At 50.3% G+C, this 26,266-nt stretch carries 25 protein-coding genes and 1 pseudogene; 9 read left to right on the plus strand and 17 right to left on the minus strand.

Going from position 1 to position 26,266, the window contains the following annotated elements:
* Positions 1–38 precede the first annotated feature (38 nt).
* Positions 39–851, minus strand: coding sequence for a YebC/PmpR family DNA-binding transcriptional regulator (locus tag ACUVQO_RS02115; RefSeq protein WP_445924241.1), 813 nt, complete (start codon positions 849–851; stop codon positions 39–41).
* 152 nt (positions 852–1,003) lie between these two features.
* Between ACUVQO_RS02115 and ACUVQO_RS02120 the strand changes: the two genes are divergently transcribed.
* Both ACUVQO_RS02120 and ACUVQO_RS02125 read left to right on the plus strand, forming a co-directional pair.
* Complete coding sequence (locus ACUVQO_RS02120; protein ID WP_445924242.1) at positions 1,004–1,228, plus strand: hypothetical protein; 225 nt, start codon at positions 1,004–1,006, stop codon at positions 1,226–1,228.
* Positions 1,200–2,132: pseudogene (locus ACUVQO_RS02125) on the plus strand (cation:proton antiporter); the annotation flags it as partial. The gene ACUVQO_RS02120 and the pseudogene ACUVQO_RS02125, both read left to right, overlap by 29 nt.
* Positions 2,133–2,388: 256 nt before the next feature.
* Here the strand turns inward: ACUVQO_RS02125 and psbN are convergent.
* Entirely contained in the window at positions 2,389–2,520 is a 132-nt protein-coding gene (gene psbN / locus ACUVQO_RS02130; RefSeq protein WP_233748567.1) for a photosystem II reaction center protein PsbN, read from the minus strand.
* A gap of 83 nt (positions 2,521–2,603) precedes the next feature.
* Here psbN and psbH point away from each other — a divergent pair, with 83 nt between their 5' ends.
* On the plus strand, positions 2,604–2,807 hold the full coding sequence (gene psbH, locus ACUVQO_RS02135; RefSeq protein WP_445924243.1) for a photosystem II reaction center phosphoprotein PsbH: 204 nt from the start codon (positions 2,604–2,606) through the stop codon (positions 2,805–2,807).
* 143 nt (positions 2,808–2,950) lie between these two features.
* Here the strand turns inward: psbH and ACUVQO_RS02140 are convergent, their stop codons facing one another.
* Positions 2,951–3,250 carry a hypothetical protein gene (locus ACUVQO_RS02140; protein ID WP_445924244.1) on the minus strand — a complete coding sequence of 100 codons (300 nt, stop codon included), beginning with the start codon at positions 3,248–3,250 and terminating at the stop codon, positions 2,951–2,953.
* A 462-nt stretch (positions 3,251–3,712) separates the two neighbouring features.
* Between ACUVQO_RS02140 and ACUVQO_RS02145 the strand changes: the two genes are divergently transcribed.
* Complete coding sequence (locus tag ACUVQO_RS02145) at positions 3,713–5,218, plus strand: IctB family putative bicarbonate transporter (protein ID WP_445924245.1); 1,506 nt, start codon at positions 3,713–3,715, stop codon at positions 5,216–5,218.
* Positions 5,219–5,234: 16 nt separating this feature from the next.
* On the opposite strand, the gene ACUVQO_RS02150 is transcribed toward ACUVQO_RS02145, so the two are convergent.
* From ACUVQO_RS02150 to ACUVQO_RS02170, 5 genes are all read right to left on the minus strand, one after another.
* Entirely contained in the window at positions 5,235–6,584 is a 1,350-nt protein-coding gene (locus ACUVQO_RS02150) for a bifunctional folylpolyglutamate synthase/dihydrofolate synthase (RefSeq protein ID WP_445924246.1), read from the minus strand.
* Between the two features lie 375 nt (positions 6,585–6,959).
* Entirely contained in the window at positions 6,960–9,296 is a 2,337-nt protein-coding gene (gene katG / locus ACUVQO_RS02155; RefSeq protein WP_445924247.1) for a catalase/peroxidase HPI, read from the minus strand.
* A gap of 261 nt (positions 9,297–9,557) precedes the next feature.
* The gene (locus ACUVQO_RS02160; protein ID WP_445924248.1) at positions 9,558–10,226 is read right to left on the minus strand and encodes a pentapeptide repeat-containing protein; all 669 of its coding nucleotides are present in this window, start codon (positions 10,224–10,226) and stop codon (positions 9,558–9,560) included.
* Positions 10,151–10,516 carry a pentapeptide repeat-containing protein gene (locus ACUVQO_RS02165; protein ID WP_445924249.1) on the minus strand — a complete coding sequence of 122 codons (366 nt, stop codon included), beginning with the start codon at positions 10,514–10,516 and terminating at the stop codon, positions 10,151–10,153. Before ACUVQO_RS02165 ends, ACUVQO_RS02160 begins: the two co-directional genes overlap by 76 nt.
* 515 nt (positions 10,517–11,031) lie before the next feature.
* Entirely contained in the window at positions 11,032–13,308 is a 2,277-nt protein-coding gene (locus ACUVQO_RS02170; RefSeq protein ID WP_445924250.1) for a cation:proton antiporter domain-containing protein, read from the minus strand.
* Between the two features lie 326 nt (positions 13,309–13,634).
* On the opposite strand from ACUVQO_RS02170, the gene ACUVQO_RS02175 reads away from it, so the two are divergent.
* Positions 13,635–13,793, plus strand: coding sequence for a hypothetical protein (locus tag ACUVQO_RS02175; protein WP_445924251.1), 159 nt, complete (start codon positions 13,635–13,637; stop codon positions 13,791–13,793).
* An 86-nt stretch (positions 13,794–13,879) separates the two neighbouring features.
* Here ACUVQO_RS02175 and ACUVQO_RS02180 read toward each other — a convergent pair whose 3' ends face one another.
* Positions 13,880–14,365 carry a DUF6335 family protein gene (locus ACUVQO_RS02180; protein ID WP_445924252.1) on the minus strand — a complete coding sequence of 162 codons (486 nt, stop codon included), beginning with the start codon at positions 14,363–14,365 and terminating at the stop codon, positions 13,880–13,882.
* Positions 14,366–14,732: 367 nt separating this feature from the next.
* Here ACUVQO_RS02180 and ACUVQO_RS02185 point away from each other — a divergent pair, with 367 nt between their 5' ends.
* The 3 genes from ACUVQO_RS02185 (at position 14,733) to ACUVQO_RS02195 (ending at position 17,004) form a co-directional block, all read left to right on the plus strand.
* Positions 14,733–15,287, plus strand: a complete 555-nt coding sequence (locus tag ACUVQO_RS02185; RefSeq protein ID WP_445924253.1) for a universal stress protein — start codon at positions 14,733–14,735, stop codon at positions 15,285–15,287.
* A gap of 232 nt (positions 15,288–15,519) precedes the next feature.
* Positions 15,520–15,888 (plus strand): hypothetical protein, encoded by a 369-nt coding sequence (locus ACUVQO_RS02190; RefSeq protein ID WP_445924254.1) that lies wholly within the window; start codon positions 15,520–15,522, stop codon positions 15,886–15,888.
* A 174-nt stretch (positions 15,889–16,062) separates the two neighbouring features.
* A complete protein-coding gene (locus ACUVQO_RS02195; protein WP_445924255.1) occupies positions 16,063–17,004 on the plus strand; it encodes a glycosyltransferase family 2 protein in 942 nt (313 codons plus the stop codon).
* 158 nt (positions 17,005–17,162) lie between these two features.
* Here ACUVQO_RS02195 and ACUVQO_RS02200 read toward each other — a convergent pair whose 3' ends face one another.
* The 7 genes from ACUVQO_RS02200 to ACUVQO_RS02230 form a co-directional block, all read right to left on the minus strand.
* Positions 17,163–17,297, minus strand: coding sequence for a hypothetical protein (locus ACUVQO_RS02200; RefSeq protein ID WP_445924256.1), 135 nt, complete (start codon positions 17,295–17,297; stop codon positions 17,163–17,165).
* 543 nt (positions 17,298–17,840) lie between these two features.
* Positions 17,841–18,635, minus strand: a complete 795-nt coding sequence (locus ACUVQO_RS02205; RefSeq protein WP_445924257.1) for a RecB family exonuclease — start codon at positions 18,633–18,635, stop codon at positions 17,841–17,843.
* Between the two features lie 123 nt (positions 18,636–18,758).
* Positions 18,759–18,989, minus strand: coding sequence for a DUF2811 domain-containing protein (locus tag ACUVQO_RS02210; protein WP_445924258.1), 231 nt, complete (start codon positions 18,987–18,989; stop codon positions 18,759–18,761).
* Between the two features lie 752 nt (positions 18,990–19,741).
* Entirely contained in the window at positions 19,742–21,181 is a 1,440-nt protein-coding gene (locus ACUVQO_RS02215) for an FAD-binding domain-containing protein (RefSeq protein ID WP_445924259.1), read from the minus strand.
* Between the two features lie 11 nt (positions 21,182–21,192).
* Positions 21,193–21,750 carry an NUDIX hydrolase gene (locus tag ACUVQO_RS02220; protein WP_445924260.1) on the minus strand — a complete coding sequence of 186 codons (558 nt, stop codon included), beginning with the start codon at positions 21,748–21,750 and terminating at the stop codon, positions 21,193–21,195.
* Between the two features lie 77 nt (positions 21,751–21,827).
* A complete protein-coding gene (gene folK / locus ACUVQO_RS02225; RefSeq protein WP_445924261.1) occupies positions 21,828–22,337 on the minus strand; it encodes a 2-amino-4-hydroxy-6-hydroxymethyldihydropteridine diphosphokinase in 510 nt (169 codons plus the stop codon).
* 3 nt (positions 22,338–22,340) lie between these two features.
* Positions 22,341–23,684: an AAA family ATPase gene (locus tag ACUVQO_RS02230; RefSeq protein ID WP_445924262.1), complete on the minus strand. Its 1,344-nt coding sequence runs from the start codon at positions 23,682–23,684 to the stop codon at positions 22,341–22,343.
* A 385-nt stretch (positions 23,685–24,069) separates the two neighbouring features.
* On the opposite strand from ACUVQO_RS02230, the gene panB reads away from it, so the two are divergent.
* Complete coding sequence (panB, locus tag ACUVQO_RS02235) at positions 24,070–24,858, plus strand: 3-methyl-2-oxobutanoate hydroxymethyltransferase (protein WP_445924263.1); 789 nt, start codon at positions 24,070–24,072, stop codon at positions 24,856–24,858.
* Here panB and ACUVQO_RS02240 read toward each other — a convergent pair whose 3' ends face one another.
* Positions 24,859–26,262: an LCP family protein gene (locus tag ACUVQO_RS02240; protein ID WP_445924264.1), complete on the minus strand. Its 1,404-nt coding sequence runs from the start codon at positions 26,260–26,262 to the stop codon at positions 24,859–24,861. It abuts the gene before it with no gap.
* Positions 26,263–26,266 lie beyond the last annotated feature (4 nt).

The following is a 26,266-nucleotide window of genomic DNA, read 5'->3' on the forward strand; positions in this document are numbered from 1 at the left end:
GGGCCGATGGGGGTTTTATTCGGCTCCCTAATTTCTTTTTAAACGGTACTCATCGCCATCAACTCATCTGCCATTTCAAAATTTGCGGTGACACTTTGCACATCATCCAAATCTTCCAGGGCATCCATCATTTTCAGTAGGCTGCGAGCCTGGTCAGGGTCGATGACTTCAACGGTATTGTTGGGAATCCAGCGTAGCTCTACCTGCGTTACGGTGTACCCTTTATCTTTCATTGTCTGACTGAGAGTTTCCAGCAGGGTTGGATCGGTTAAGGCTTCTGCGACTGGGCCTGCTTCAGTTTCGGTCAGTTCATAGGTATCTGCACCCCCTTCTAAAAGGGCTTCCAGCAGTTCCTCTTCATTGATTTCAGTAACCGCTTCCGATCGCCGTCCCCGTCCAGTTTTAGGAGTTGTCAGGGAGACTTCCACTACTCCCTTCTGATCGAACATCCAGCCTACACAACCTGTTTCACCCAGGTTGCCGCCATTTTTGCTGAAGGCGGCCCGTAAATCGGCTGCGGTGCGGTTACGGTTATCCGTCAGGGCTTCAATTAAAATTGCCACTCCTCCGGGGCCATACCCTTCATACCGGATGGCTTCCAGGGCGGCATTATCCGCTCCTAACTTGCCTGCCCCTTTGGCAATCGCTCGTTCAATATTCTCGTTGGGAATGCCTGCAGCTTTGGCTTTCTCGATCGCGGTTCGAAGCTGAAAATTGCCTGCTGGATCGGGTACCCCATTCCGGGCAGCGACGATAATCTCCCGGGAAATCTTGGTAAATACTTTGCCTTTGACGGCATCCACCCGTGCTTTTTGGCGCTTGATGTTTGCCCATTTACTATGTCCTGCCATCGTTCAATCGCAACCTTATAAAGAAAACACGATCCTCTCAATCAAATAGGATACCGTTCCAGAAAAGCCAGTGTCAGCGTGAACCAGATTCTGTAAGAACGGTTTTGATCAATCGAGGATAAACTGATTGCAATTTACTTCAGGCATTTGCTATGTATGAAGCCGCGATCGCTCACAATCTCACCCGGTTCCTGCTAGTACTGTGTATCTCCCTGGCAGTAGCCACCCTTCCCAGAGTCTTCGGGTGGTTTCGCCAGGTTCCTTATACGTTAATGCTGGTCATTGTCGGATTGGGATTGGCTTTCATTGATGTGCGCTTTGTAGAGCTTTCCCCCCTCCCTGATTCTGATGATCTTTCTGCCGCCTCTCTTGTTTGAAGCTGCCTGGAATCTGCAGTGGTCTCAACTCAAACGTCAACTGTTACCCGTTACGCTGTTTGCCGTATTGGGCGTTGTGGTTTCCGTTGCCGGAATTGCGATCGGGCTACATCAATTAGCTGGCCTCTCCCTGGCGACAGCACTGTTAGTCGGAGCCTGTCTCTCAGCTACCGATCCGGTTTCTGTGGTGGCTCTATTCCGGGAGTTGAAAGTGGATAAACGGCTTTCTACCTTTATGGAAGGGGAAAGTCTGTTTAACGATGGCATGGCGGTTGTTGCCTTTGGTTTTTTGGTGAGTTTTGCGATCGGAAAAAACCCGCTAACCGTCCAACCAATTCTGGTGCAACTGCTGAGCGTTGTCGGGATTGGGATTGGGGTTGGCCTGTTGATTGGCTTTGCCATTTCCTACCTGACTCAGCGGTTTGATTTACCCCTCGTTGAACAATCCCTGACCCTGGTGTCGGCCTATGGAGCCTATCTTCTGGTTGAGGAGTTGGGGGGATCCGGCGTGATGGCCACCGTTACAACTGGCTTGATTCTGGGAAACTTTGGTTCTCGGATTGGCATGAACCCTCGCACACGAGTGATTGTCTCGGAATTCTGGGAGTTTCTGGCTTTCCTGGTCAATTCGATCGTCTTTCTGCTGATTGGCGATCAGGTGCGGTTTGAGGTCCTAGATGACAATCTGGGCGCGATCGCGATCACCGTCGTTACCATGATTGTGTCGAGAGCCATCTTCATTTATGGCCTGGGGTGGCTCAGCAATTGGGTAGCCAAGACCGATCTATCAGCGGCAGAACAAACTATTCTGTGGTGGGGAGGATTGCGCGGCTCGGTGTCGATTGCCCTGGCTTTGAGTGTCCCTGTCCTCTTGCCAGAACAGCCAAAAGTGATCGCGATCGTCTTTGGATCTGTCCTATTTACCCTACTGGTGCAAGGCTTATCGATTAAGCCTTTGCTGTCTCAACTGAATTTACTTGGCGATCAGGCAACTCGTGAGCAGTACATGGCCGCGATCGCCCGTCAGGTGGCACTGAACCGGGTCTTGCAACATCTGACGGACACTGAAGCCCGTCCAGGAGTGGAACCAGAATTTTATGCTTACCAAACCAGCCTGGTTAAAGGAGAACTGGACAGCATTCGAGCCGAAATTGACCCTGTTAATCTTCGTGGTCTTCAAAGGGATCGTCCAAATTTTTCCCAGGGGGGCCAAACGCTGTATAGATGGCGTATCCAGTCAATCCCACCAGGACAGCGCAGATTGAAATGTTAAGAGCTATTGCGGGTTCCATAAGTAAGCTAAATTATGAGTACCTTAATCCTATAATATGACGAAGTATTAATAAGTTCTGTCGAGATTAGCGTAAGGTGACTCATGGCACAGCGGACTTGGTTGGGTGATATCCTAAGGCCCTTAAATTCTGAATACGGTAAGGTGGTTCCTGGTTGGGGCACGACCCCACTGATGGCAACGTTTATGGTGTTGTTTTTGGTGTTTTTGCTAATTATTTTGCAAATCTACAACTCCTCCTTGCTGTTAAACGACTTTACAGTAGATCCCAGAAGTGTTGGGCTGTAGCTTCTCGCGATCACCAGAAAACATAATTACTTCTGAAAACATAGTTACTTCTTGCTTAACCCTGGCGTTGTCAGGGTTTTTGCCTTTAAAAATTTGGCTAAACCAGGCTGGAAACGCCGGACAAACTAGAACAAATAAACTAATCAATAAATCTTGTCCAAATCCAAAACCTTAGTTTCTCTGACCCTGTTATTCAATTGGCTGATGCCATCAACGTTCGATCGCAAGAGGTTGTCAGGTCGCCCAAAAATTAGGGGAAGCATTTCGCTTCCCCCTTGATGTTTGTGCTGGTTGCTATTGGAATCTGTAGACTGGTCTTTGAGCTTTTGCCGGAGAGCCTGAAACTGTTTGCGCTTCTGGCGTTGTCGGGCGGAACCACCACGCCCTTTATCATTTCGCCCTTCTCGGCGGGGCGATTCCCACCGCTTTAATCGTTGCGCCATAGAGAATTCTTTACATCAAGTCACTATATTTTTACTGTAGCAAGTTGCAACGGGAAAGAGGGGTTAAGAGGGTGTTTGAAAAGTATCCGGCGGTTAAAACCGCGACTACACTCACCCAGTCTGCCGACACAGACTTAATAAAATTAAGATTTTCAGTTTCCAGTTCCCTCTCTCAACTTAGGAGAGGGCTAGGGTGAGGGTGGTTCGGGCGACAACGCAAAAGATTTGTCAGTCGATCAAGCTATCTGGCAGGTTGGCACCTACGATCGCCAGTCCCGTCAGGTAACTCAAGACTTGAACCTGTACCGAATTCCAGCATAAGTGAAAGATTTACTGCGTATCTTGATGGCTTTACTGGAACCTTGAGTGATCCCAGGCTGGGGCCGATTCACTGTAAGGAATCACTGACGGCATTCCTTTTCCACTAAAATAGCCAGGAACCTTTTTCAGCGCGATCGTCTTATGAATCTGGTCTGGCAACAAGTGATGCTCTCCACCTTTCCTATCCGGCAATGGTTGAGTGCCAGTTACCTGCATTATCTGGTGGGGCCGTTACGGCAGTGGCGCAAGGGCAGCCGTTTGATGCAATGGGCCGACTGGATTGGCGGGGTGCTGGTGATGCTGGTGTTTGCCATTTCTCCCTTCGTCAAAAACGAACTGATTGCAGTACTGTTAGCCGCCTGTGGAATTTACTGGGTGCTGTTAACGGTGTCGGATGAGGGGGAGCAGGAGTTAGGGGTTCAGGATTGGGAATCGGGAGATGGGGAACAGGGAGCAGGGATTAGAGCTCGGGTTGGGGAGGAAGCCGTTGAAACAGATCTCGCACCGCGGGACTCACGCCTCGCGCCTCTCTCTACACCTATTCATCTGCTAGTTCTACTTTATTGGGCGATCGCGACGGTAGCTACTGCGATGTCTCCCGTGAAAAAGGAGGCGTTTGTTGGCTGGCAGAAATTGACGCTCTATTTACTGTTTTTTGCCTTGATGGCGCGGGTGTTTCGGCATGCTCGGATTCGCGCCTGGACAATTACCAGTTACCTGTTGGCGGCTCTCGCGGTAAGTGTATATGGGCTGCAGCAGTGGTTTTCGGGCGCATCAGCGCTGGCCACCTGGGTGGATCCGGAGTCTCCCCTGTCAAAAACAACACGGGTGTACAGTTATCTGGGCAATCCCAACCTGCTAGCGGCTTATCTGGTGCCTGCGGTGATTTTCAGTGTGGTGGCTTGCTTTGCATGGAAACGCTGGATGTGCAAAGTGCTGGCGGTGGTCATGGTGGTGGTGAATGCCTCCTGTCTAATCCTGACCTTCAGCCGGGGGGGGTGGATTGGCATGGTGGCTGGCCTCATGGTGCTGTTACTGTTGCTAGCTCACTGGTGGAGTATTCATTTGCCCCGTTTCTGGCGTTCCTGGGCTTTGCCGATCGTGTTCGGTACGGCAGCAGCGGTGATTATTCTGGCCGTCGTGGTGGTAGAACCGTTGCGCGATCGCGTCAGCAGTATCTTTGCCGGACGAGGCGACAGCAGTAACAACTTCCGAATCAATGTCTGGATGGCAGTAATCGAGATGATTAAAGACCGTCCCCTGCTGGGGATTGGGCCGGGGAATACTGCCTTTAACAAAATTTATCCCCTCTATCAGCGCCCTCGATTCTCAGCGCTGAGTGCCTATTCCATTCTCCTGGAAGTGGCCGTAGAAACAGGTTTAATTGGGTTGACCTGCTTTATCTGGCTGCTGCTGACGACCCTGACTCAAGCCTGGCGAGCTTTACAGGCATTGCGGCAACTCGGCGATCGGAAAGGCTATTGGCTCATAGGAGCGATCGGGGTAATGGCAGGTTTATTCAGTCACGGCATGTTTGACACTGTCCTGTACCGTCCGGAGGTCAATACTCTCTGGTGGCTAACCTTTGCCCTAATTGCCAGCTATTATCGGGGGCCAGCAGTCAAGGTGGAAAAAGTAGAGAGGTGAAAGATTACTCTTTGCTCTACTCAAGATTAATGCCTTCTCCGGTCAATTTCAAAAAGTGGCCCACCAAATACAGCGATCCACAAAGGACGACTAATTCCCGCTCTTTTTTCTGTTGCAAAGCGGCTTTTAGACCCGCCAGCACATCTGGATAGGTCTGGCAGGTAGCTAACTCTGGGCATAGGTGACGGGCTAAAGTCGCGAGTTGTTCTGGATCGGCAGAACTGTGATCAGGGACGGGCACCAAATACAGGCTGTGACCCGGACGTAGTAGAGCCTGAAAAATGTCGGCATGATCCTTGGTAGACAGCATGCCTATCACCCAGTGAATAGGATAGCGGTTGTAAGTTCCTTTAGCATAGCTATCCACAAATTGTCGCAAGACCTCTGCACTGGCTGGATTGTGGGCACCGTCGATGAGAATTCGATCGCCCTGCCATTCAAACCACTGCAACCGTCCGGGCCAGTGGGTTTTCGCGATGCCCTCAATAATAGCCTCATCGGAAATTTGCCAGCCCTGCTCTCGCAAAATTTGCAGCGCCGCGATCGCCAGGGCAGAGTTTTGTAACTGGATTTTCCCCTGCAACGGCAATCGATAACGAATCGAGCGCAATAGGTGAACGTAACTGCGATCGTCCGGATCGGTAGCTTCCGGTTCTTCAACTTCGTATTCCTCAATGCCCCGATACTCTGCCCAGCCATCACCCAAATCGATCGCTGGAGGGGGATATACTGTGACACAGTTCAACTCGGCAGCCCGACGGTAGACTACTGAAGCGGCCTCTGGAGGAAGTGGCCCAATCACCGCATGACAGTCCGGTTTGAGAATTCCGGCTTTTTCTCTGGCAATATCCGCCAGGGTGGGGCCAAGTCGTTGCCAGTGTTCCCAACTAATTGAGGTGATGATACTAACCAGCGGATAGTCGCACACATTCGTCGCATCTAATCGCCCTCCCAAGCCCACTTCCATGATTGCAATGTCTACCTGGCTCTGAGCAAAGTATAACCAAGCGGCGGCTGTCAGTACTTCAAACTGAGTCGGGACAGGTTCTTGCGATTGGGCGACGGCAATCACCTGTTGCAATACCTCCTCCAGGGCTGCTGTGGAAATCGGCTGGTTATTCAAACAAATTCGTTCCGTCCAATCGACTAGATGGGGAGAGGTATAGCGTCCCACCCGATAGCCTGCTGCAGTTAGTACCGAAGACAGGTAGGCGCAGACGGAACCTTTACCGTTACTACCTGTCACATGGATAATCGGCACCTGATCCTGGGGATTGCCTAAATTTTGCAGCAAAAGCTGGATGGCCTCCAGACCCAACCGGACTCCAAACTGCTCAAACGGTTTTAATAAAACATCAATTGTCAAAATCGGCTGATATTTAGGGGTACAGGAGATAGGGTACAAGGAAGCGGGGGGCTAAGTACAGCAGCAAATCAATTCTTGAAACTGGTAAAACGACCACTGATCAAGCTCTACAGGTTTTTGACACTCTAGAACCTGTGAATCTGGACTTTATGAGGTTATTGGCAAGGGTTCAAGATTCTTACCTCTTATCCCATGAACGATTCGTTAAAGACATCAAAAGTGAACCGCCATAAAGCGCCATTTACTAAAGCTAAGGCGGCGTTTCCAATAAACTGAAACACTGCCCTGACAGGGGTTGTGTAGCCTCGATCTCTGCTCAATTGGTCATTGATTAAAGTTCCGCTGAGGAACCCCTTGCAGATCTTTGCGTTGAGCCTAGGCAAGATCAAAGCGATCGAGATTCATCACCTTGTCCCATGCTGCTATAAAGTCATGCACAAATTTGGGTTGCGAGTCCGCACATCCATAAACTTCTACGATCGCTCGGAGTTGCGAGTTCGAACCAAAGATGAGGTCAACACGGGTTCCTGTCCACTTGAGTTCGCCTGTTTTGCGATCGCGCCCCTCAAACACATTTTGAGCGTCAGAGGTCGCCTTCCACGTAGTGCCTAGGTCAAGCAAATTTACGAAGAAGTCATTGGTCAATGTCTCTGGTCGTTGGGTAAAGACCCCATGTTTGGCACCGCCAAAGTTCGCTCCTAGCACCCGCAAGCCACCAACAAGCACGGTCATTTCAGGTGCAGTTAACGTGAGCAGTTGTGCCCGATCTACCAGTAGCGCTTCTGCCGATAGGGTCTGTCCCTCTTTGAGGTAGTTGCGGAACCCGTCTGCCCTCGGTTCGAGGACAGCAAAAGATTCCACATCCGTTTGCTCCTGTGACGCATCCATACGTCCGGGCTTGAAGGGAACCATGACATCATACCCAGCGTTCTTCGCTGCTTGCTCAACCGCAGCACAACCGCCCAGCACGATCATGTCAGCCAGGGAAACCCGCTTCCCACCAGACTGGGAGTTGTTGAATTCCTGTTGGATAGCTTCCAGGGTTTGCAGCACCGTGGCCAGTTGGGCGGGTTGGTTGACCTCCCAATCCTTTTGAGGGGCGAGCCGAATACGGGCCCCGTTCGCCCCACCACGCATGTCAGACCCGCGGAACGTGGATGCCGATGCCCAGGCTGTTGAGACCAGTTGGGAGATCGACAGTCCTGATGCGAGGATCTTGCCTTTGAGGGCAGCAATGTCCTGCTCATTGATCAATTCATGATTGACGGTGGGAATGGGATCTTGCCACAGGAACTCTTCCTGGGGAACCTCTGGGCCAAGATAGCGCGATCGCGGTCCCATGTCGCGATGGGTCAGTTTAAACCAAGCCTTAGCAAACGCCACTTCAAGCTCCTCCGGATGCTCCAGGAAGCACCGCGCAATTGGCTCATAGATGGGATCCATCTTCATGGCCATGTCTGCTGTGGTCATGATGGGTGCATGTCGCTTGGTAGGATCGTGGGCATCGGGCACCGTCCCTGCACCCGCGCCGTTTTTGGGTGCCCACTGATGCGCTCCAGCAGGGCTTTTCACCAGTTCCCACTCATAGCCGAACAGGTTTTCCAGGTAGTTATTGTCCCAGTGGATCGGGTTCGTAGTCCAGGCTCCTTCGATACCGCTGGTGATGGTATCAGCGCCCTTGCCAGTTCCGAAGCGGCTCTTCCAGCCCATACCTTGCTCCTCAATGCTGGCGGCCTCAGGCTCAGGCCCCACCAGTGACGCATCACCAGCGCCGTGGCACTTGCCGAAGGTATGTCCACCGACCGTGAGTGCCACTGTCTCCTCATCATTCATTGCCATCCGTCCAAAGGTTTCGCGAATATCCCGTCCGGCTGCGACTGGGTCAGGAACCCGGTTTGGCCCTTCTGGATTGACATAGATCAGCCCCATTTGCACAGCAGCCAGGGGATTTTCCAAATCGCGATCGCCTGTGTAGCGCTTGTCGCCCAACCATTCTCTCTCAGATCCCCAGTAAATGTCCTCTTCAGGCTCCCAGATGTCTGGGCGTCCGCCTGCAAACCCTAGCGTTTTGAAGCCCATTGACTCCAGGGCACAGTTGCCCGCCAGGATCATCAGATCCGCCCACGAAATTTTCTGGCCGTATTTCTGCTTGATTGGCCAGAGGAGCCTACGAGCCTTGTCGAGGTTAGCGTTGTCGGGCCAGCTATTGATCGGCGCAAACCGCTGGTTGCCAGTGCCACCACCGCCGCGCCCATCGCCGATACGGTATGTGCCAGCGCTATGCCACGCCATGCGGATGAAGAGCGGGCCATAGTGGCCATAGTCGGCGGGCCACCAGTCCTGAGAGTTAGTCATCAGATTGAAGAGATCGGCCTTCAGCGCCGCATAGTCAAGGCTCTTGAACGCCTCAGCATAGTTAAATGTCTCACCCAGAGGATTGGATTTGGATGAGTGCTGGTGGAGAATATGTAGGTTCAACTGATTTGGCCACCAGTCTCGGTTCGACGTGCCACCACCTGCTGCGAAAGTTTGCCGACTACTGATGAAGGGACAAACACTGGTGTTGTTGACTGCATAAGCGGTCGTAGGCTGTGATGAGGTGCTTTCCATTTTTCCAGCACTACTGCTCTTTAGGACAGAGCGCAATGCTCGCCAGATTTCCATTAGCTTTCCGCTTAGGGGGAATGGGCATTTCATTTGGCTACTGGTCATAGTTCTCTTCCTCAATGTGTACTACGGTTCGTTTTTTGTTTTTAGGTCGCTTTTCTTTTCTTCTCTTTTCTAGGTACAAAGTAAGGGGCACGCTGGCTCTCATGATTGCAAACCATTTGCCCAACTCCTTACACGCACTCAACATCTGTTAGGCATCAAACATCCAGAAATTTTTTGATGAAATCGGGTTTGTCCAACTCCTTACACGCACTCAACATCTGTTAGACTCGTCTTAACTGTGAAATTGATGAGTCGAGACATCTAAACAAACTCCTGTTTCGCTTGTTGCAGTCCGGACGGTAAAGTTACCCAGGCTAAATTTGCGTCGCTCACAGAGACCAGATCAGCCCAGGCATGACTCAGATCAGCTCCTCGCAAAATTGCTGTACTCAAGTCAACATCTGTCAATACAGCTTTGCGTAGCGTTGCCGCACTCAAATTAGTTCCCTGCAAGCTTGCCCAGCTCAAGTCTGCTTCGGTCAGGTTTGAGTTAGTTAGTTCTGCTTTATCTAGTCTGATACCTCTCATTGATGCGAGCACCAACCTGGTGTTGATGAGGTTGGCTTGCGTCAGGTTTGCCCCCATTAAAGTTGCGCCATCTAAACTGGCATAACTCAGATTTGCGCCGCTTAAATTGGCAGCACTCAGGTTGACCCTACCCAAATCAGCTTCTACAAAAATTGCTTTGTTGAAATTTGCCCGCTCTAAATCAGCACCCCGTAGTTGCGATCGCACAAACTTTGCTTCTGTCCCATTCACCCCCCTCAAATTTGCTCCCATCAAATTTGCACCACTTAAATTTGCGTGGGTTAGATCTACTCCAGATAACGTTGCTTGTGTTAAGGTCGCTTCTGTTAAATCCGCCTGATGCAGGTTTGCTCGATCCAGATTGGCACTCTGGAGAACAGCTTTTTTAGCGTTACTCTCCACAAGTTTGCTCCACTTAAATCTGCATTGATCAGTTTGGCTTCAGACAGATCTGCCCCTGCTAATTTGGCTCCAGCAAGACAAACTTCTGTTAAATTTGCTTGTCTGAAAATCACCCCATTCAAATTAACATCAACCAAATTTGCTCCACTCAGATCGGCCTTAAATAAAATTGCATTTTTCAGACTAGATCCTCTGAGATTGACTTCGCGTAGCTGAACTCCACTTAAATCTGTTGTGTTAAAGTCCCTTTCCCCTGCAGCATAGCGCTGCAAGAGTTCTTGAGCGTTCATAGGAATACCCTACACCTTAAATTTGAAAATCCATGAACTATTTCTGCTAGTTTCTTTTCTAGAATCTACACCACACTATTTCTTACCCGCTAAACATAAACTTGTAGGTACTCGTTTAGAACCTGAAGCGAACACTGCAAAGTTAAATATTCTGCGAGGAACGAACGTTCGCTATACTCACAACGTTCCTTTCAGTTAAACCTTGTCCCAGTCCAGAAGCGTAGTTTCTCCGATCGGAAAACAACCATTTTCTAGCTGGACTTGGCTTAGTTACAATCTTTACTATTTTTTACTTAAGTGTACTTGAATTTAGCTACAACTAGATGCGTCATTCAAAATTATTCACACTCATAACGAATACGCATTACTATCAAATTTCAGCTAAAGCAGTAGGAGTCTCGCGCTCTCCCGTAGGGGAGCAAAGTATCCAAGTTGCAAGCTGTAAAATATGTACCCGCCAAGGTCAGCGTTGGGTGGTTTACTCATCTCTGCGGTCAATGACTGTGCCAGAACAGTCATTTAACAAAACTGAGTACTGCAACTGGACAATTAGCCTGACTTAAAATGGCATCGACTCTGTGGCCAAAAAAGACTCTTCCTGTAATTAATCTCAAGTTGGTTCCTAACACAATCAAATCTACTTGTTCCCTATCTGCAAAGTTTAAGATTTCGCGTTCTGGAATCCTGCCATCAAGAATCCGAAACTCTGCATTAGCCCCCAGATTAGCGGCTACTCCAATCTGATAGTCCACAATTTGCTGGGCAATCTCCATAAACGGATCCAGAATCTGCTCATCATAAAGCACATATTCTTCCTGTGGAGAACTAACTATGTGGATCAGGGTAAGTCTAGCCTGGGTTTGAGCGGCGATCGCACTGGCTACCTCTACGGCATTGGTACTGGTTTCAGACCCAATCGTGGGCACCAGGATATGGCGAATGGTTTGAGGGGCAATAGCGCAACTTTCTCCACTGGCGATCGGCAGATGGGATTTGACGACCAATGTGGCACAGGGAGCTTCCTGCACGACTCGATCTACCAGTAAGTTAAATAGCGTGCTGGGCGATCGCTGGCCTTCACTGGCACCTAACACAATCAAGTCATACCCACGCGCTGCTTCTTTCAAGATCAGGTCAGCCCGATTTTGTCCACCCACGATCTTGCTTTGCACAAGCGTATTCTCCGGTAATTGCAAAACTGTCGCAACAGCTCGCAGTGCCTCCTCTGCTGCCGTATCTTTGAGTGCTAGAGCCTCTTTGGGTGCAGCAATCTGCCCTACCTTGCGATCAGGCACTTTATGGCTAGCGACGTACAGGGTGGTAATTTCGATCGGATGCTGGTATGCCAGATGACTGACCAATTGAGCGGCCAACTGCACATTGGGGCCACCACTGGTAGGAATGAGAACCCGATGCACATTGCGAATGAAACTGCGGCTGGCCTGCTCTTCCTGCCTTAACCGATGAGCTTCTTCTTCACCGATTGCCACCTTCGATAAGGTCCAGCGTAACAACGGGGGAGCCATCAACGAGGTGACGATCGCCACCATCACGATAATCGAGTACATTTGCTGATTCAGCACACCCAAAGACAGACCGATCGTTGCAACAATAATTTCCATTGCGCCTCTGGCATTCATTCCGGCTCCCATTGCCAGACTTTCCCAGTGGGATAATCCTCCCAATCGCGACCCAGCATAAGCGCCAGCAAACTTGCCCACACAGGCGACGGCTAGAACTACTAAGCCTATCAGCAGCATCTGGGGTTCCAGAAGTTGCATCAGGTTGACTTTTAACCCTGCTGTGGCAAAGAAAATGGGAACCAAAAAGCCTGCAGTAATGACCTCTAGCGTATGTCCCGCATCTCGATTAAAGCGTCTGGATTGGCCCACTAAAATTCCCACTACAAAGGCACCCAGAGCCGCTTCAATGCCCAGGACATGAGTTAAGGACGCCGCTGCAAACGCCAGAATAATGACAACAGATAGAGCTGCAGTGGCTCCTCCGATCGTGTCATCGACCCAGCGCAGAATTTGATCCACAACGGTACGGCCAATGGTAAAGGCGATCGCCAGAAAGAGCACGGCTCCCAGTACCGTTCGGAACACCGTAATCAAGTCAAAACTGCCACTGCTGGCCAGACCTGCAACTACTGACAACAGAATCCAGCCGATCGTGTCATCCGTCATTCCTGCGGCCAGAGTAATTTGGCCAATATCCCGACGAATCAGCTTCAAATCCATCAGCACTTTGGCAATCACAGGCACAGCCGAAATGCTCATGGCTGTGGCAATGAATAAGCTAAACACCATCCGTTCCGCAGGATTAGCCAGAAAGTTGTCAGGTAACAGCCAGCCCAGAGCAAATCCGGTTGTAAAGGGCACCACAATTCCGCCCAGGGAAATTAACAGAGCGGTTTTGCCCTTCCGCAAAATTAGATTCAAGTCTGTTTCTAATCCAGTCACCACCAGCAGAAACAGCACTCCCAACCACGACACTACAGCCAGCAAATCAGCCTGAGCCTGACTTCTGGGAAAAATGGCAGTTTCCAGGGCCGGAAATAACCACCCCGACAGGGATGGTCCCAACAAAACTCCAGCTAACAGTTCCCCGACAACGGGCGGCAGATCGACACGTCGCATCCATTCCCCCAGCCCACGGGCCACCAGCAATAACAGGGCCAGTTCCAACAGAATCAGCAGGAGTTCATGGTGTCCCAGAGGTTTGATCAGGCCATTGGGTGGCGCTTGGCTGGCCAGCAAAAGAAGTGGCCAAAGGAGTGAAAGATTCATAGGTAGGCCAACTGATTTGCGCTATCTGCCCAACTGTGACACATCCATACACGGATGGAAACATGGCCAAAAATTTATCTGTTGCGATCGTGCTGTATGGATAGCCTGCATTACGGATTTTTGCAGGGGTAAATCAATCTCCGGATTGCCAGAGCTCGAGTTTGAAGTCATTCTTCAGAACAGCAGGTATTTCTAAAGCAAGACTCCAGGCCGTTTTAATATCTATCCTATGGTAGAGGAATTTTGTACGAGAGTCCAAATTAAAAAGGACTGGACATCAGAAAAAACGTGCTATACGTAGAGGCTACATTGAGGAGAACGGCACCATGACCACTACCGCTACTAAAACCAAAAGAAGCAAATCGACCCCATTTCAAGCTCAGGCAAAATCGGGCCAAACCATGCAATCATTTACTCCAGCATCCTTACCCATCCCTTCAGTGAGGGAGCAGGAGCGCTTAAGTGACTGGGATCATTCCTCCTAAGGGCTGTACACGCAAATAGAATCCCTACGATGCATTACGGCTAACGCCTGATATATCCAAGTAACTGGGATTATTCCTCCTAAGTGCTAGCGCTGGTGTTCTTCATAATCTTCAGAAGATTCAGGATCTAACTCCCAGCGGTGAGAATCTCGTTCCTCCAGCATTTCACTGGTATGTAACGGCACACGATCGGGCGTTTGGACTCCCGCAGAAATGGCTAAATCTTCAACAACATTTTGATCGGGAGTGGGTGCGCTTCCCCCTACCGCTTCTTCACCCACTACTTTCGCTAGATATTGATCCACGTCCATGTCACCTCCTGTCGGAGCTTTTTCCATAGAAGACAAGTCCTGCAGCCAGGATAAGAGTCGACCAACTCCTTTGCTCTGATGCACACCTCCTGGTTCAGCCGGAGAGCGGATGGCTTGCAGTTCAGGAGAGTCATCCATCAAATCGGTTTTCGTCTCCTGCAAGCGTTCATCATCAGAGGGAGCGATCACATCAAGTTCAGCTTGATCTGGATTTGTGCTCCGTCTTGGATCCATATCAGGTGAATAGGATAAGTTAGCCATAACCGTCCCTCCTGCTTTCTTAGAGAGTGTTTGAAAAGTATCCGGCGGTTAAAACCGCGACTACACTCATCCCCTCTGTCGACCGCAGACTCAATACAATCAAGGTTGTCAGTAAACTGCGTTGGCAGGTTTTCCCCGGATAGCCGCAACTTCAGTCGCCAGGGTGACAAAGAGACTTTTAAAACATCCTCTTAGTTCTATTTTCCCAACTTCTCTGCTTCCTGGCGCATTAATCCCTGTGATTGCAATCAAAAGTTGCAATTGTAGCCAGGAATACCTTCACAAGTTCCTCATACTTCTTGCGTAAGCTGAGAATAGAAATCAGGTGCCCCGTACCCTGCACCATGTTTTACCAGGGAGGTTGAATATGTTTCACAAGATTCTGGTAGCCGTCGATCGCTCCCCAATGGGTAAACAGGTGTTTGCCGAGGCCTTGTCTCTAGCGCGATCGGTGGGAGCAAGTCTGATACTGGTGAATATTTTGTCTCTGGAGGAGGAAGAAAGCCCCAATATGCCCGTGTTGATAGGGCCAAATGCAGCTTATCCAGGGGGAATCAGCAGCAGTGTGATGGAGATTTATCAAGAACTGTGGCAGTCCTATGCAGAACGGGGACTGAAGCGGTTACGATTGCTGGCTGAGGAAGCCGCCACGGTCGGAGTGTCAACTGAGATTTTGCAGGGAATTGGCAGTCCCGGTTCGACACTTTGTGAGTTGGCGCAAACGGTGGGTGCAGACCTGATAGTGATGGGACGACGGCAACATTCCCGCCTAAACGAATTGCTGTTGGGGAGTACCAGTAACTATGTGCTGCACCATGTGCCCTGCTCTGTGTTGGTCGTTCAAGATCAGCCTGTTCCATCTCCAGTTTATTCTTCAGAGCAGATGACTTCTGAGCCTCGGAAAGGAGGTGTTTTGACGTGATCCATCGCTCCCCACAACCGATTGTCTGGATTATCATGCTGTGGATCCTTGCCCTTCTATTGTTACTGAGTTTGACTTTACTGACAGCTGAACCTGCAATCGCCATTGTTTTGAAACTTTGATAGAAACTGTTACAGAATCCAGGATCAAAGCTTAAGACACCCTTGCCCTTTGGTTCAGGGAGTTACACTGGGGGTATTGAGTGTAAATGCTCTTTACGGGCATCTATGATATGTTTAAGCCCTCCCTGCCTCCAGATGACCTTCCTCCTACTGAAGCGCTACAGAGCGATCGCGCCTTGCATCAGCAACTGGAGGAGGCAGTTAATAAGCATTTCTATGAAGCATGTGACGGAGTTACCCAGGCGTTATTACTGAACTGTCAGTGGTCAATCACGATTACAGCAAAAGCGTTGACCTTAATCATTCATTGCCCAGACATCACAACCAACTGGCGGGTATTGAACAACATCGTAGCCATTGGTAGCGTTTTAGAAGTCTTTTCCCCCAGTGCCCGCATCCGCGTTTGCCCACCTCCCGAAAGTGGCATTCCGTTAGAAGCTCAGGTGGATGAAATTTCAGTTTATCGGGATTCATTGTAAGGAATGGGGATTAGGGGCTGGGGATGAGGAGATTGTCATCACACCGAATTTTGTAGGATGTGTTAGGCGACAGCCGTAGTGCATCAATACCAGCAGGGGAAGCGGTATGCTGCGTTAACATATCCTACGCCAGAATTGCGAGTGATTAAATCCGAAATCCTAAGAGGAGGGGCCGTGTTTTTTAGTGTGGTGATTCCCACGTACAACCGCAAACCAATTTTGGAGAAATGCCTGAATGCTCTAGAGCATCAGCAGTTTGACTCGCAGTTAATCACAGCATATGAGGTTGTGGTGGTAGATGATGGCTCTACCGATCGCACGGTGGAGTGGCTGACCGATCAGGCCCACACCTTCCCTCACGTCCGCTTGTTACAGCAAGATCACCAGGGGCCAGCCACCGCCCGTAATCTGGGAGTGGAGCAGGCAAAGGGAGACACAATCATTTTCATTGACAGTGATCTGGTTGTTACAGAAAAGTTTCTCCAGGCTCATGCTGAAGCCCTGCGCCAGGGTGAACAAGATTTAGGGAGCGATCGCCTCTTTACCTACGGTTGGGTGATTAATACCTGCAACTTCGATGACCCCACTTCAGAACCCTTTAAAGTGACGGATTACTCGCGGGCCTATTTTGCTACCGGAAATGTTGCGATCGCCCGTCACTGGTTAATTCAGGCGGGCCTGTTCGATACTCGCTTTCAGTTATACGGCTGGGAAGATCTGGAACTGGGAGTGCGGCTGAAGCAATTGGGACTCAAGCTGATTAAGTGTCCGGCTGCCGTAGGGTATCACTGGCATCCACCCTTCGCCCTTGACCAGATTCCCAAGCTAATCGACAAAGAAATTCAGCGGGGCCGCATGGGTGTTTTGTTCTACCAGAAACACCCCACCTGGGATGTCCGGCTGATGATTCAAATGACTTGGCTGCACCGAATTTTATGGGGGGTGCTTTCCCTGGGAGGACGGCTGAACGAGCGCACTCTGGCCCCATTGCTGCAATGGCTGATCGATCGGGGCAAACCCCAACTTGCCCTTGAACTGGCCCGCATCTTCCTCAACTGGTATAACGTTCAGGGAGTTTACGCCGCCTACGCAGAAATGCAATTGGCTAACAAATAAAACACCTATGTCTTTGTTCAATAGCAGTGGCACGGCACTGGTCTTTTAATGAGTGAAATAGTGAAACCCACTGGTCGTCAAGATATCAGTAATTAAAATCGGGCGATCGCAGGCCGCCACTCCTGGATGAACTCGGCAATACCCTAGTACACTTGCTGTTATTGCTCTGCTCGTCGCTCTAACAGAATCTCCGCCTCTGAACTCAATTCCAGATTGGAGAAGCAAACCACAAGGAACCGATGGGGATAAAAATCGTAGGGCAGTCCTGAATTACCTGAATTACACTCTGTCATGACGGCACAATAAAGATGCTAAAAATTCTAGAGGGCTTGATTCTATTGGGTTTCAAGCTCTTTTCTCATCCCTCTTCTGCTACTTTGTGAATTATCCAGGCTAGAGGTTTTGCCGTCGGCGCTCAGCACTTGCCCACCTTGATGCTTGACCGTAACGACGCTCACCATCAGTAAACCAGCAGATAAACTCAGCCGGTTTCGCAGAGGTTTATCTATCTTGCCATCGGGGTGTTCGTCCGCTCATTGAAGCGTTTCCTACAAGCCAAACATATTAACCTTAACCAAAACGAGAAATAGTGAACAATCTAGGCGTTGCTGAATAGTGGGATGAATCAGACGGGAACGGGCACATCAATTCATTCCTCTTCTCAGAGGAAGATTCACCTTTACTGGAGACTCTTGGGTGTGCCTGACCCAGAACCAGCGCTTACATCGAAGCGTCAATTGAACCATTCGTTGCAGCGTGAGGTTACCGTCTTGTCTCGCTTTCCAGCTTCCTAATTTTGTCAGTCAAGCAGCGCCAGATACCTTGTAAAACACCCTCTAAGCCAGATTCAATGCCAGCTGTAATTGTGGCTTCGTCTGGGTTTCAGGGACTGGCACTGGATTGGCGGTAACAGCGGGACAGTAACGGGCGAAGGTGCAACGATCGCACTGTTTACCAGGAGTGGGTTCCCAGCCACGATTGTGTCGTAACCGCACCGCCAGATTACTGATCATCGTCTGCACCCGCTCTTGATGGTCACGGGTGGCTTTGAAGCGAATCTTCTCCCCACTCCGCAGAAACAGCAAACTGAGGTACTTCAGACTCTGACGATAGGTTTGCTCCAGTGCCAGGTAGTACAGCCCAATCTGCACATCAATTTCTGACGAATCAGGCAACTTCCGCTCTCGGCTCGATTTGTAATCAATCAGTTCCAGGCCATCTGGCAAAAAGTCGATCCGATCGTAACGGCCCACAATCATAAATTCCAGATTCTCCGCCTGCAGATACCCCTGAATTTTGCCTTCCACAGCCAACGGCGGATTCATGGCGACCTGATTGGCAATAAAGGTACGGTAATACTTCTCCAGAATTTCCATACCTTCCAGGATTTGATTGTTACTTAACCCGGATGAATGCTGCCGCCAGCAATAGTGAATCCATTGCAGATCCGGTAGAGGAGCCTGGTAGTGCCAATCCCAGTGAAACTGGGCCAGGGTTTGGTGGAGTGCCGTTCCTAAAGTCGGAGAGCCAAAAAACTCGCTGGCCACTACCCTACGCTCATACCGCAAGTAGTAGGCATAGGGACAGCGGTTATACGCTTGCAATTTGGTTGCCGAGATCTGGTATGTCATAGGACAGCGAGGGCAGAGAGAGTTGGGGAGAAGGGAGTCATGGGGCGTTGATCATCGGTCATTAGTCATTGGTCATCAGCCATCAATATAAGGACAAAAGACGAATGACAAAGGACAAATAGTTTAGTTCTGTCCAATCGGTCGCTTGAACATCGTATCGAGATAAATACGGGAGGCTTGCCGATGATGCAGCTTTTCCGGAGCCGTTTCGCTCTGGTTTTGTAAGAGGAACAGGGAAAGCGCTGCTGTAATCACCCGATCCTGATCCCAATCAGGGCGCATCTCCAGGTAATTTCTCAGGGATTCATGCAGAATTTCGGGAACTTCGACTAGCAAACTAACAGTGGTATTCATGGCATCTCAAATTTACAGGGAATGGATGGTTGAGGAAGGAAGCAGGCAAGTATAAACCTGGTCTAAGTTCAGAACCGGAGTTTCTCTGATCGGAAAACACCCGTTCTCTGGCGGGACTTGGTTTAATTTCCAGCAATGGAACATTGGAACACACAAACGACAAAGTGAGCCAATTCTGGCTGCGATCGTTCCGTCCTCCCACCAGGAGTTGTGGAAATCGTCAGCAAGAGTCAGCGCGTTGATCTCTTGGTCGCACCATTCTCAATCGAATTCTCAGGGTTGTCAATGTTGAGAAATATTACGCCTCGCTTTATAGACAAAAAAGGTTTACGAAAGAATCGGCATTTGAGGTCAGCTCTTGTTACTCTTCTTAATAAAAACTGGGGGATGAACTTTAATAATGACCGGAGAAAAGAGAAGCCGCGATCGTTGAGGAAAAGCCGATTCTGCCGTGCAGCCTGTGGAAAACTTTGGCAAACCTGGGGAAAATCTGTGGAGATAGTGTGGAAAAAAATCCTAAGCCTGTGGAAAGTATGTGGAATTCCTGGGGAGAAGTAGAGCGTTTTTTAAAATTTGTAAATTTTTTGAACCTTCCCTACTTCCTTCGCTAGTTCTATCTAAAGTGAGACCTTTGGCTCTCTCCTTAGATAGAATTACTTATCTAAATCTCTCCCATATACCCGTGAAGGGCGAATGGTGGATAGTGAATAGTGCACACTCATTCCTAACCCCTAATTCCTAATCCCCAATCCCTAATTTCCTCCAACCCGCTCCCGCTGCTGCTGATATAACACCTTAAATCGCCGTTGCCGCTGACTGTGATCCACAATCGGAGCCGGATAACCACAGCGATCGCGGTCTTCCGGCGAAATTTTTCCGGTTACCAGATCCTCAGTTTCCACGCTTCTGAGTTCCGGCAACCACTCCCGGATGTACTCTGCTTCTGGGTCAAACTTTTGCGCCTGAGTGGCCGGATTAAAGATTCGTAGCGGTTTGGGATCCATCCCACTGGAGGCACTCCACTGCCACCCACCATTATTAGCGGCCAAATCCCAATCCATCAGGCGTTGCATAAAATACTGCTCGCCCAGTCGGGTATCAATGATCAAATCTTTGGTGAGAAAACTGGCCACAATCATCCGACAACGGTTGTGCATCCAGCCAGTTTCATTCATTTGACGCATGGCGGCATCGACGATCGGATAGCCTGTTCTGCCTTCACACCAGGCTTGAAACCATTCCTCGTTATTCTCCCAGGGAAAGGCTTTGAAATGGGGGCGGTAGGGGCCTTCAGCCAGTTCCGGGAAGCCATACAGGACGTGCTGGTAAAACTCTCTCCAGGCCAATTCCTGCCGCCAGGACTGAATACCTTGGCGAGCTTCATCACTACGCACCTGTTGCTCTACTTCCAGGGTGGCAGCCCAGATAGTACGAATGCCGATCGCCCCAAACTTCAAGGCAGCACTCAACTGCGAGGTGCCGGGATGGGCGGGGAAGTTCCGCTTCTCCGCATAATCCGTGATGGCGCGATCGCAAAATTCGGCTAATCGATCAGCCGCTCCCTGCTCTCCGGGTTCCAGGATTAAGGGCGTATCCCAGATGAACCCTAAGTCTTTCGCTGTCGGCAAGGGAATGGTTCCGGCTTGTTGGGCGATCGCCTGCTCGTTCTCCGTTAAGCCGGTGGCCTGCTGTAATTTTTCCACAGGTGGCTGTTTGGCTTGACGGCTCCAATTACGCCAGAAGGGGCTGTACACGGTATAGGGTTGCCCAGAGCTAGTGGTCACGGTTTTAGGCGCATGCAGCAGTTGATCCCAAAAGGTGCAGACTTCAATGCCCTGTTCCCTCAAAGCAGCAGCAACCGTGCGATCGCGATCGCGGGCGTAAGGTTCCACATCCCGGTTAAAAAAGACAGCAGTAGCCTTCAATGCCACTGCTAAAGCCGCAATGCCCTGCCGTGGATCGGTGTTGAGAATCAGAAGCTGACTGCCTGCCCGAGCGTACTGCTTCTGCAATTCCTGCAAACACCCAATCATGTAAGTGGCTCGTACCGGAGCTACATCATGACGCAGAATATTGGGATCCAGGCAAAAGACTCCTACCACTCTGGCCGATCGTTGCCGCGCTGCCGCCAGCCCGACATTATCAGAAATCCGCAAATCGCGTCGGTGCCAGAACAGGATCAGTTGGGACATAAACTGAGGATTTAAGAGGATTGCTCAAGGAACGGACGAGCCAGCAGAAAACTGCAAATGGACTTGGCATCAATCAAGTCGCCGACATGAATTGCCTTTTCCACTTCTTCCAGGCTCATTAATACCACTTCCAGATCCTCATCTTTATCCCCCTCGGGTGGTTCTTCCAGAAGTTCTAAATTCTGCGCCAGGAAAGCATAAATAATTTCATCGGAGTATCCTGGAGCGACAAAAAACTCACCTAACCGTTGCCACTGATGAGCACGGTAGCCCGTTTCTTCTTCAATTTCTCGTTTGATAGTTTCTTCGGGGCCTTCATTTGCCTCGATCGTCCCTGCCGGAAACTCCAGAATGCGTCCCCGTGTAGTGAAACGGTATTGCCGAATTAGCACTAATTTGCCATCAGAGGTGACGGGAACCGCCAGAGCACCTCCAGGATGACGAATATATTCCCACTCGCCTTCGTTCTTATTGGGAAGACGTAGACGGCTGACCTCAAAGCCAAATTTACGACCTTTATAAAACAGGCGCTGCTTGAGTAATTGAGGGGGTTCTCCACCAAGAGGCATAGGCGTTAGTCAGGGAATTAGGGATTAGAAATTAGGGGTTGGGGATTGGGTAGAGGCGTTTCACCGAAACGCCTGGGTTAGGGAATTAAATGAACCTCTGAACAGTCTACCGTTTGTACGAGGTCAGCGATCGCTTTGCCGGAAACAGGTTCAATCCAGTCGGGGGCGATTTCAGCCAGGGGCACCAGAACAAAGGCTCGCTCAGTCATACGGGGATGGGGAATTTGCAGGTTGGGGGTATGGAGAATCCGATCGCCATACAGCAACAAATCCAGGTCTAAAGTGCGGGGTCCCCAGCGTTCTCGGCGCACCCGGCCAAACTGTTTTTCTATATCCAATAACACCTGCAATAAGGCATGAGGATTCAGGGTGGTAGTCAGCAGCATGCAGCCATTCAGGTAATCGGGTTGAGGAGGCCCAACAGCTCGGGTTTGATACCAGTGCGATCGCGCTTGCAGGAAAATCTCTGGAGTTTGGGCCAGCGATACAATTGCTGATTCTAATGTTTGCAGGGAGTTGCCCAGGTTACTCCCCAGGGCGATCGCACTCCGTGCTGATGCAACGTTGGGAGCAGGGGGGGCTGACATCGCTTAAGGTCTGGCTGCTTGATTGTGAGGCCGTTGGATGATGTTTTCTACCACACGGCGACGATCTTTGGTGGTTCCAACCAACCGGATGTAGTCGTTGCGGTGGTCGGCAAGGCAGGCTTCTAAAGCCGCGATCGCGCTGGCTCCATTGCCTTCAAAGATCCCATAGCAGTTCCAGGAATTTGTCCGAAAGCGGCGTTCATCCACGTACTCAATGCCCAAACGCAGCCCCTGACCCAGGATCCGATTGACTTCTGTCACCAGGTCAGGAGTCAGGCGGGTGCTGGAGGCTTGACCAGGATAGCTGGAAGGAGTGGAGAAGTGGGGGGGTGGGGGAGTGGGAGAAGATCTCTGGTTGCCGTTGGGAGTGTTTTGGTAGGAACGGAAGAATTGGTTGGAAGGGGAGGAGGTGGTTTCTTGTTTGGCCGGGGTGCGATCGCTAGTGTCTCCCAACTTGCGGTTGAAGTAGAGGGATTTGTTATATTCCTCGGCGAGGCGCATTTCCTGAACCCGCTGCTGTTCCTGCACCATTTGCTTACCTACTGCGATCAGGTGGGGCAGGCTGAAATCGGGCTTACGGAATTCTGGCAGACGTTCAGCGCTATTTACCACTCGCAAGGAAATGTGCTCTAGACCCACATCCTGGATTAACTGCCGCACCTGTTCATCATAAAGTCGCGATCGCAACGCTCCATAAAAATCGATCGCCTGATCCGGAAAGGTATCCACCAGTTTTTCAATATCGGCATGAGCGACCTGATCTACCTCAAAAATGCCTGCCACAATGCCAATGCGATCGCTGCGATCGGGTTCCCAGAAAAACTTCTCCATTCGCCCATCCCGAATCAGCGGTTGATACAGGGTGGAAAAGTCGTTACCGGTAACAATAATGGGAATCCGTTGAATCGGCTCGGAATCATAGGAACCGGGCAACTGGACGTTAGTGGGATTATCGGCAATGTTCATCAGCGTACCATTCACCAATTGGGTATTGACGGTGTATTGGGTGTACTGATCAACCCGTCCCGCTCCGGCATCAATATCATTAATCATCAATACGGCCATCTTGCCGCGTACCTTCACCATTTCGGCGGCTTCCCGGTAGCGCAATCGAATCAGTCGGGCCGGATCCCCCGCATCGGGACTTTCTAACTCTCCCGCCGACATATGAACAACATTCACGCCCATGCGATCGAACACCAGTTCACACTGAAAGGATTTCCCCTCTCCCTTACGGCCATGAACTCCTAGAATCAGCGGTACTTTGACATTGGGCAAATCCAGATAATTTTTGGTGATGTGGACAGACAATTTGTCCAGAAAGCGGGGCGAGATGTAGAAACCCATAGAAAACGTTGCGCCAGTAAGTTAGGTTAATCTCTATTATCAGATAGCTCTGGGGCGCGAAATGTCCCCATTCATAAAAGCTGCCGATCGCTGTCACCACATTTACTTATGCAAAAAGCCATGCGCCGAGCTTTCCGTGAATGGGTTCGCCAAAAAATAGCAACTACCAGAGAAATTACAGGCAATGAAACAGACTAAACCAAGTCCAGTTAGAGAACGGTCGTTTTCTGATCAGAGAAAGTCCGGTTCTGGGCTTGGACAAGGTTTAATTCACCAAATCCATAAAGATTCTGTGAATTCGTTATCCTGGCTATATCCCCTAGTCCCCAATTCCTTATCCCCAATCCCTCATCCCTCATTCCCAATTCCTCATCCCTTTCCTCCTATGCCCATCACCACTCAACAGTTAATCCGCTTTAAGCAAGAAGGGCGTGCGATCGCTGCATTAACCGTTTGGGATTATGCGCTGGCCCAAATTTTAGATGAAGCGGGAGTTGATGTACTGCTGGTAGGAGACTCTCTAGGCATGGCGATCCTGGGATACGACACCACCTTACCCGTGACCCTGGATGAGATGATCCATCATGCCAAGGCTGTTCGGCGGGGCACCAGGCGAGCCTTATTGGTTGCCGATCTGCCGTTTATGACTTATCAGGAAAGTGTAGAGCAGGCATTTCATTCTGCAGGACGATTATTGAAAGAAGCTGGAGTACAGGCTGTCAAGCTAGAAGGTGGCCATCCGACTGCAGTTACAACCGTAGCTCGTCTAGTCGAAGCGGGAATTCCCGTCATGGGTCATGTCGGATTAACCCCTCAATCTGTCCACCAGTTGGGCTATCGGCAACAGGGGGGTTCCCAGGAAGCGGGGGAGAAGATTTTATTGCAAGCGATCGCTTTAGAACAGGCCGGAGCCTTTGCGATCGTCCTGGAACATATTCCCAGCGACCTAGCCTGTCAGATTACCCAAAAACTGATGATTCCCACGATCGGCATTGGGGCAGGGCCGCACTGCGATGGTCAGGTGCTTGTCACCTCTGATATCCTGGGGTTATCGAACCGCCAACCGCCCTTTGCTAAGGTGTATGCAAATTTGCGCGAGACGATCACTCAGGCCGTTGGGAAATACACAGCCGAAGTAAGAGTGCGATCGTTTCCAGATAAGCCCCCCTTCTAGTCAAGGAGTTTGTGCTTGCTTTGGTACGGCATCCTGACCCAGTTGTATGGTTACATCAGAGTTTAAATCACCGGTTCCTTCTACCCGAACTTCCCCAAAACCGAGTACCTTACGGACGGCCTCAGCACTTTCCAGATCTCCCTGTTGGGCAAGGATGCGAGTCACAGTTAACGGTTCCCCATAGGGGTCAGTGACGATGACATTGCTGTAGCCCGCGTGCTGAAGACGTTGCAGGATGTTCTGTGGAGATGATCGCTGGGTGCTGTCCTGAATCGAAACTCTTACCTGATTGGGAACGATGGTCGTGGCTGTTTGAGTTCCCACATTAAAGTGTTGTGCCATCATCATTGCAATGCGATCGCTATCGGCTAACCAGTAGCTGGTGCCATAGGTGGCAATGTCACCGTACTGACCTGGCACGATCATCATTTGCATGTTGGAGCGATCGATGTGGGTGGCAAATCCCAGGAGTGCTAGCAGTTCCTCAACCGTCAGATTTGTGTCAATGTGCGATCGAATAACGGACAAAATTTGGGGAAAGCGAGTCAGTGTTGCTGGATTCAAAGCCTGATCAGAGAGGGCACGAAACACCATCTGCTGCCGCTGAATCCGGCCAATGTCTCCCAACGCATCATGACGAAAGCGCAATAGTTGTAGAACCTGCTCTCCATTCAGGTGTTGTTTGCCCGCTTTTAAATTGACATATAGGTGCTGACTTTCATCGGTGTACTTCATGTCCTTAGGAACGTAAACCGTCAGACCACCCAGGGCATCTACTAGGGCTTGAACCCCCTGCACATTAATGGTGATATAGCGATCAATGCCAACTCCTTCCAGGAGTTGGCTCACTGTTTTAGCACTCAGAGCTGGCCCACCATTGGCATTCGCTTCGTTTATTTTGCCAATTCCATAACCGGGAATCTCCACGCGGGTATCCCGTGGAATTGAGAGAATCACCATTTTTCGGGTTTCTGGGTTAAACCGAAGCAACAACATCGTATCGGTCAACCCCTCAAAGGAGTTGATCAGAGCATGATAGCCCAGCTTCTGCACTCGACCTGAATCGTCTGCTACGTCATTAGACAGGACTTTAGCTCCCAGCACCAGAATATTGACGGGACGGCTGAGATCGGGCAACTGCAGGTTATTAACCTTGGAAAGTTCACCTTTAGAAAATACGGCCGCTTCCTGAGGGGTCAACTTACGCTGCATCAAAGGAGTACTGGCCATTGTGATAGCTAGCAGTGCTCCTGCCGTAGCTGATAGCATAGCAACCCCGACTAGTCCAATCGCCAACCATAGCCAGTGATAAGACTTCAGTTGGGAGACTGGTGATACTGAGGCTGATGGTACTGAAGATTGTGGAATTTCGGGTTCCGAGGGTGGCTGATTTTCGGCGTTCACAGGT

The organism is Leptodesmis sp. (assembly GCF_052746595.1).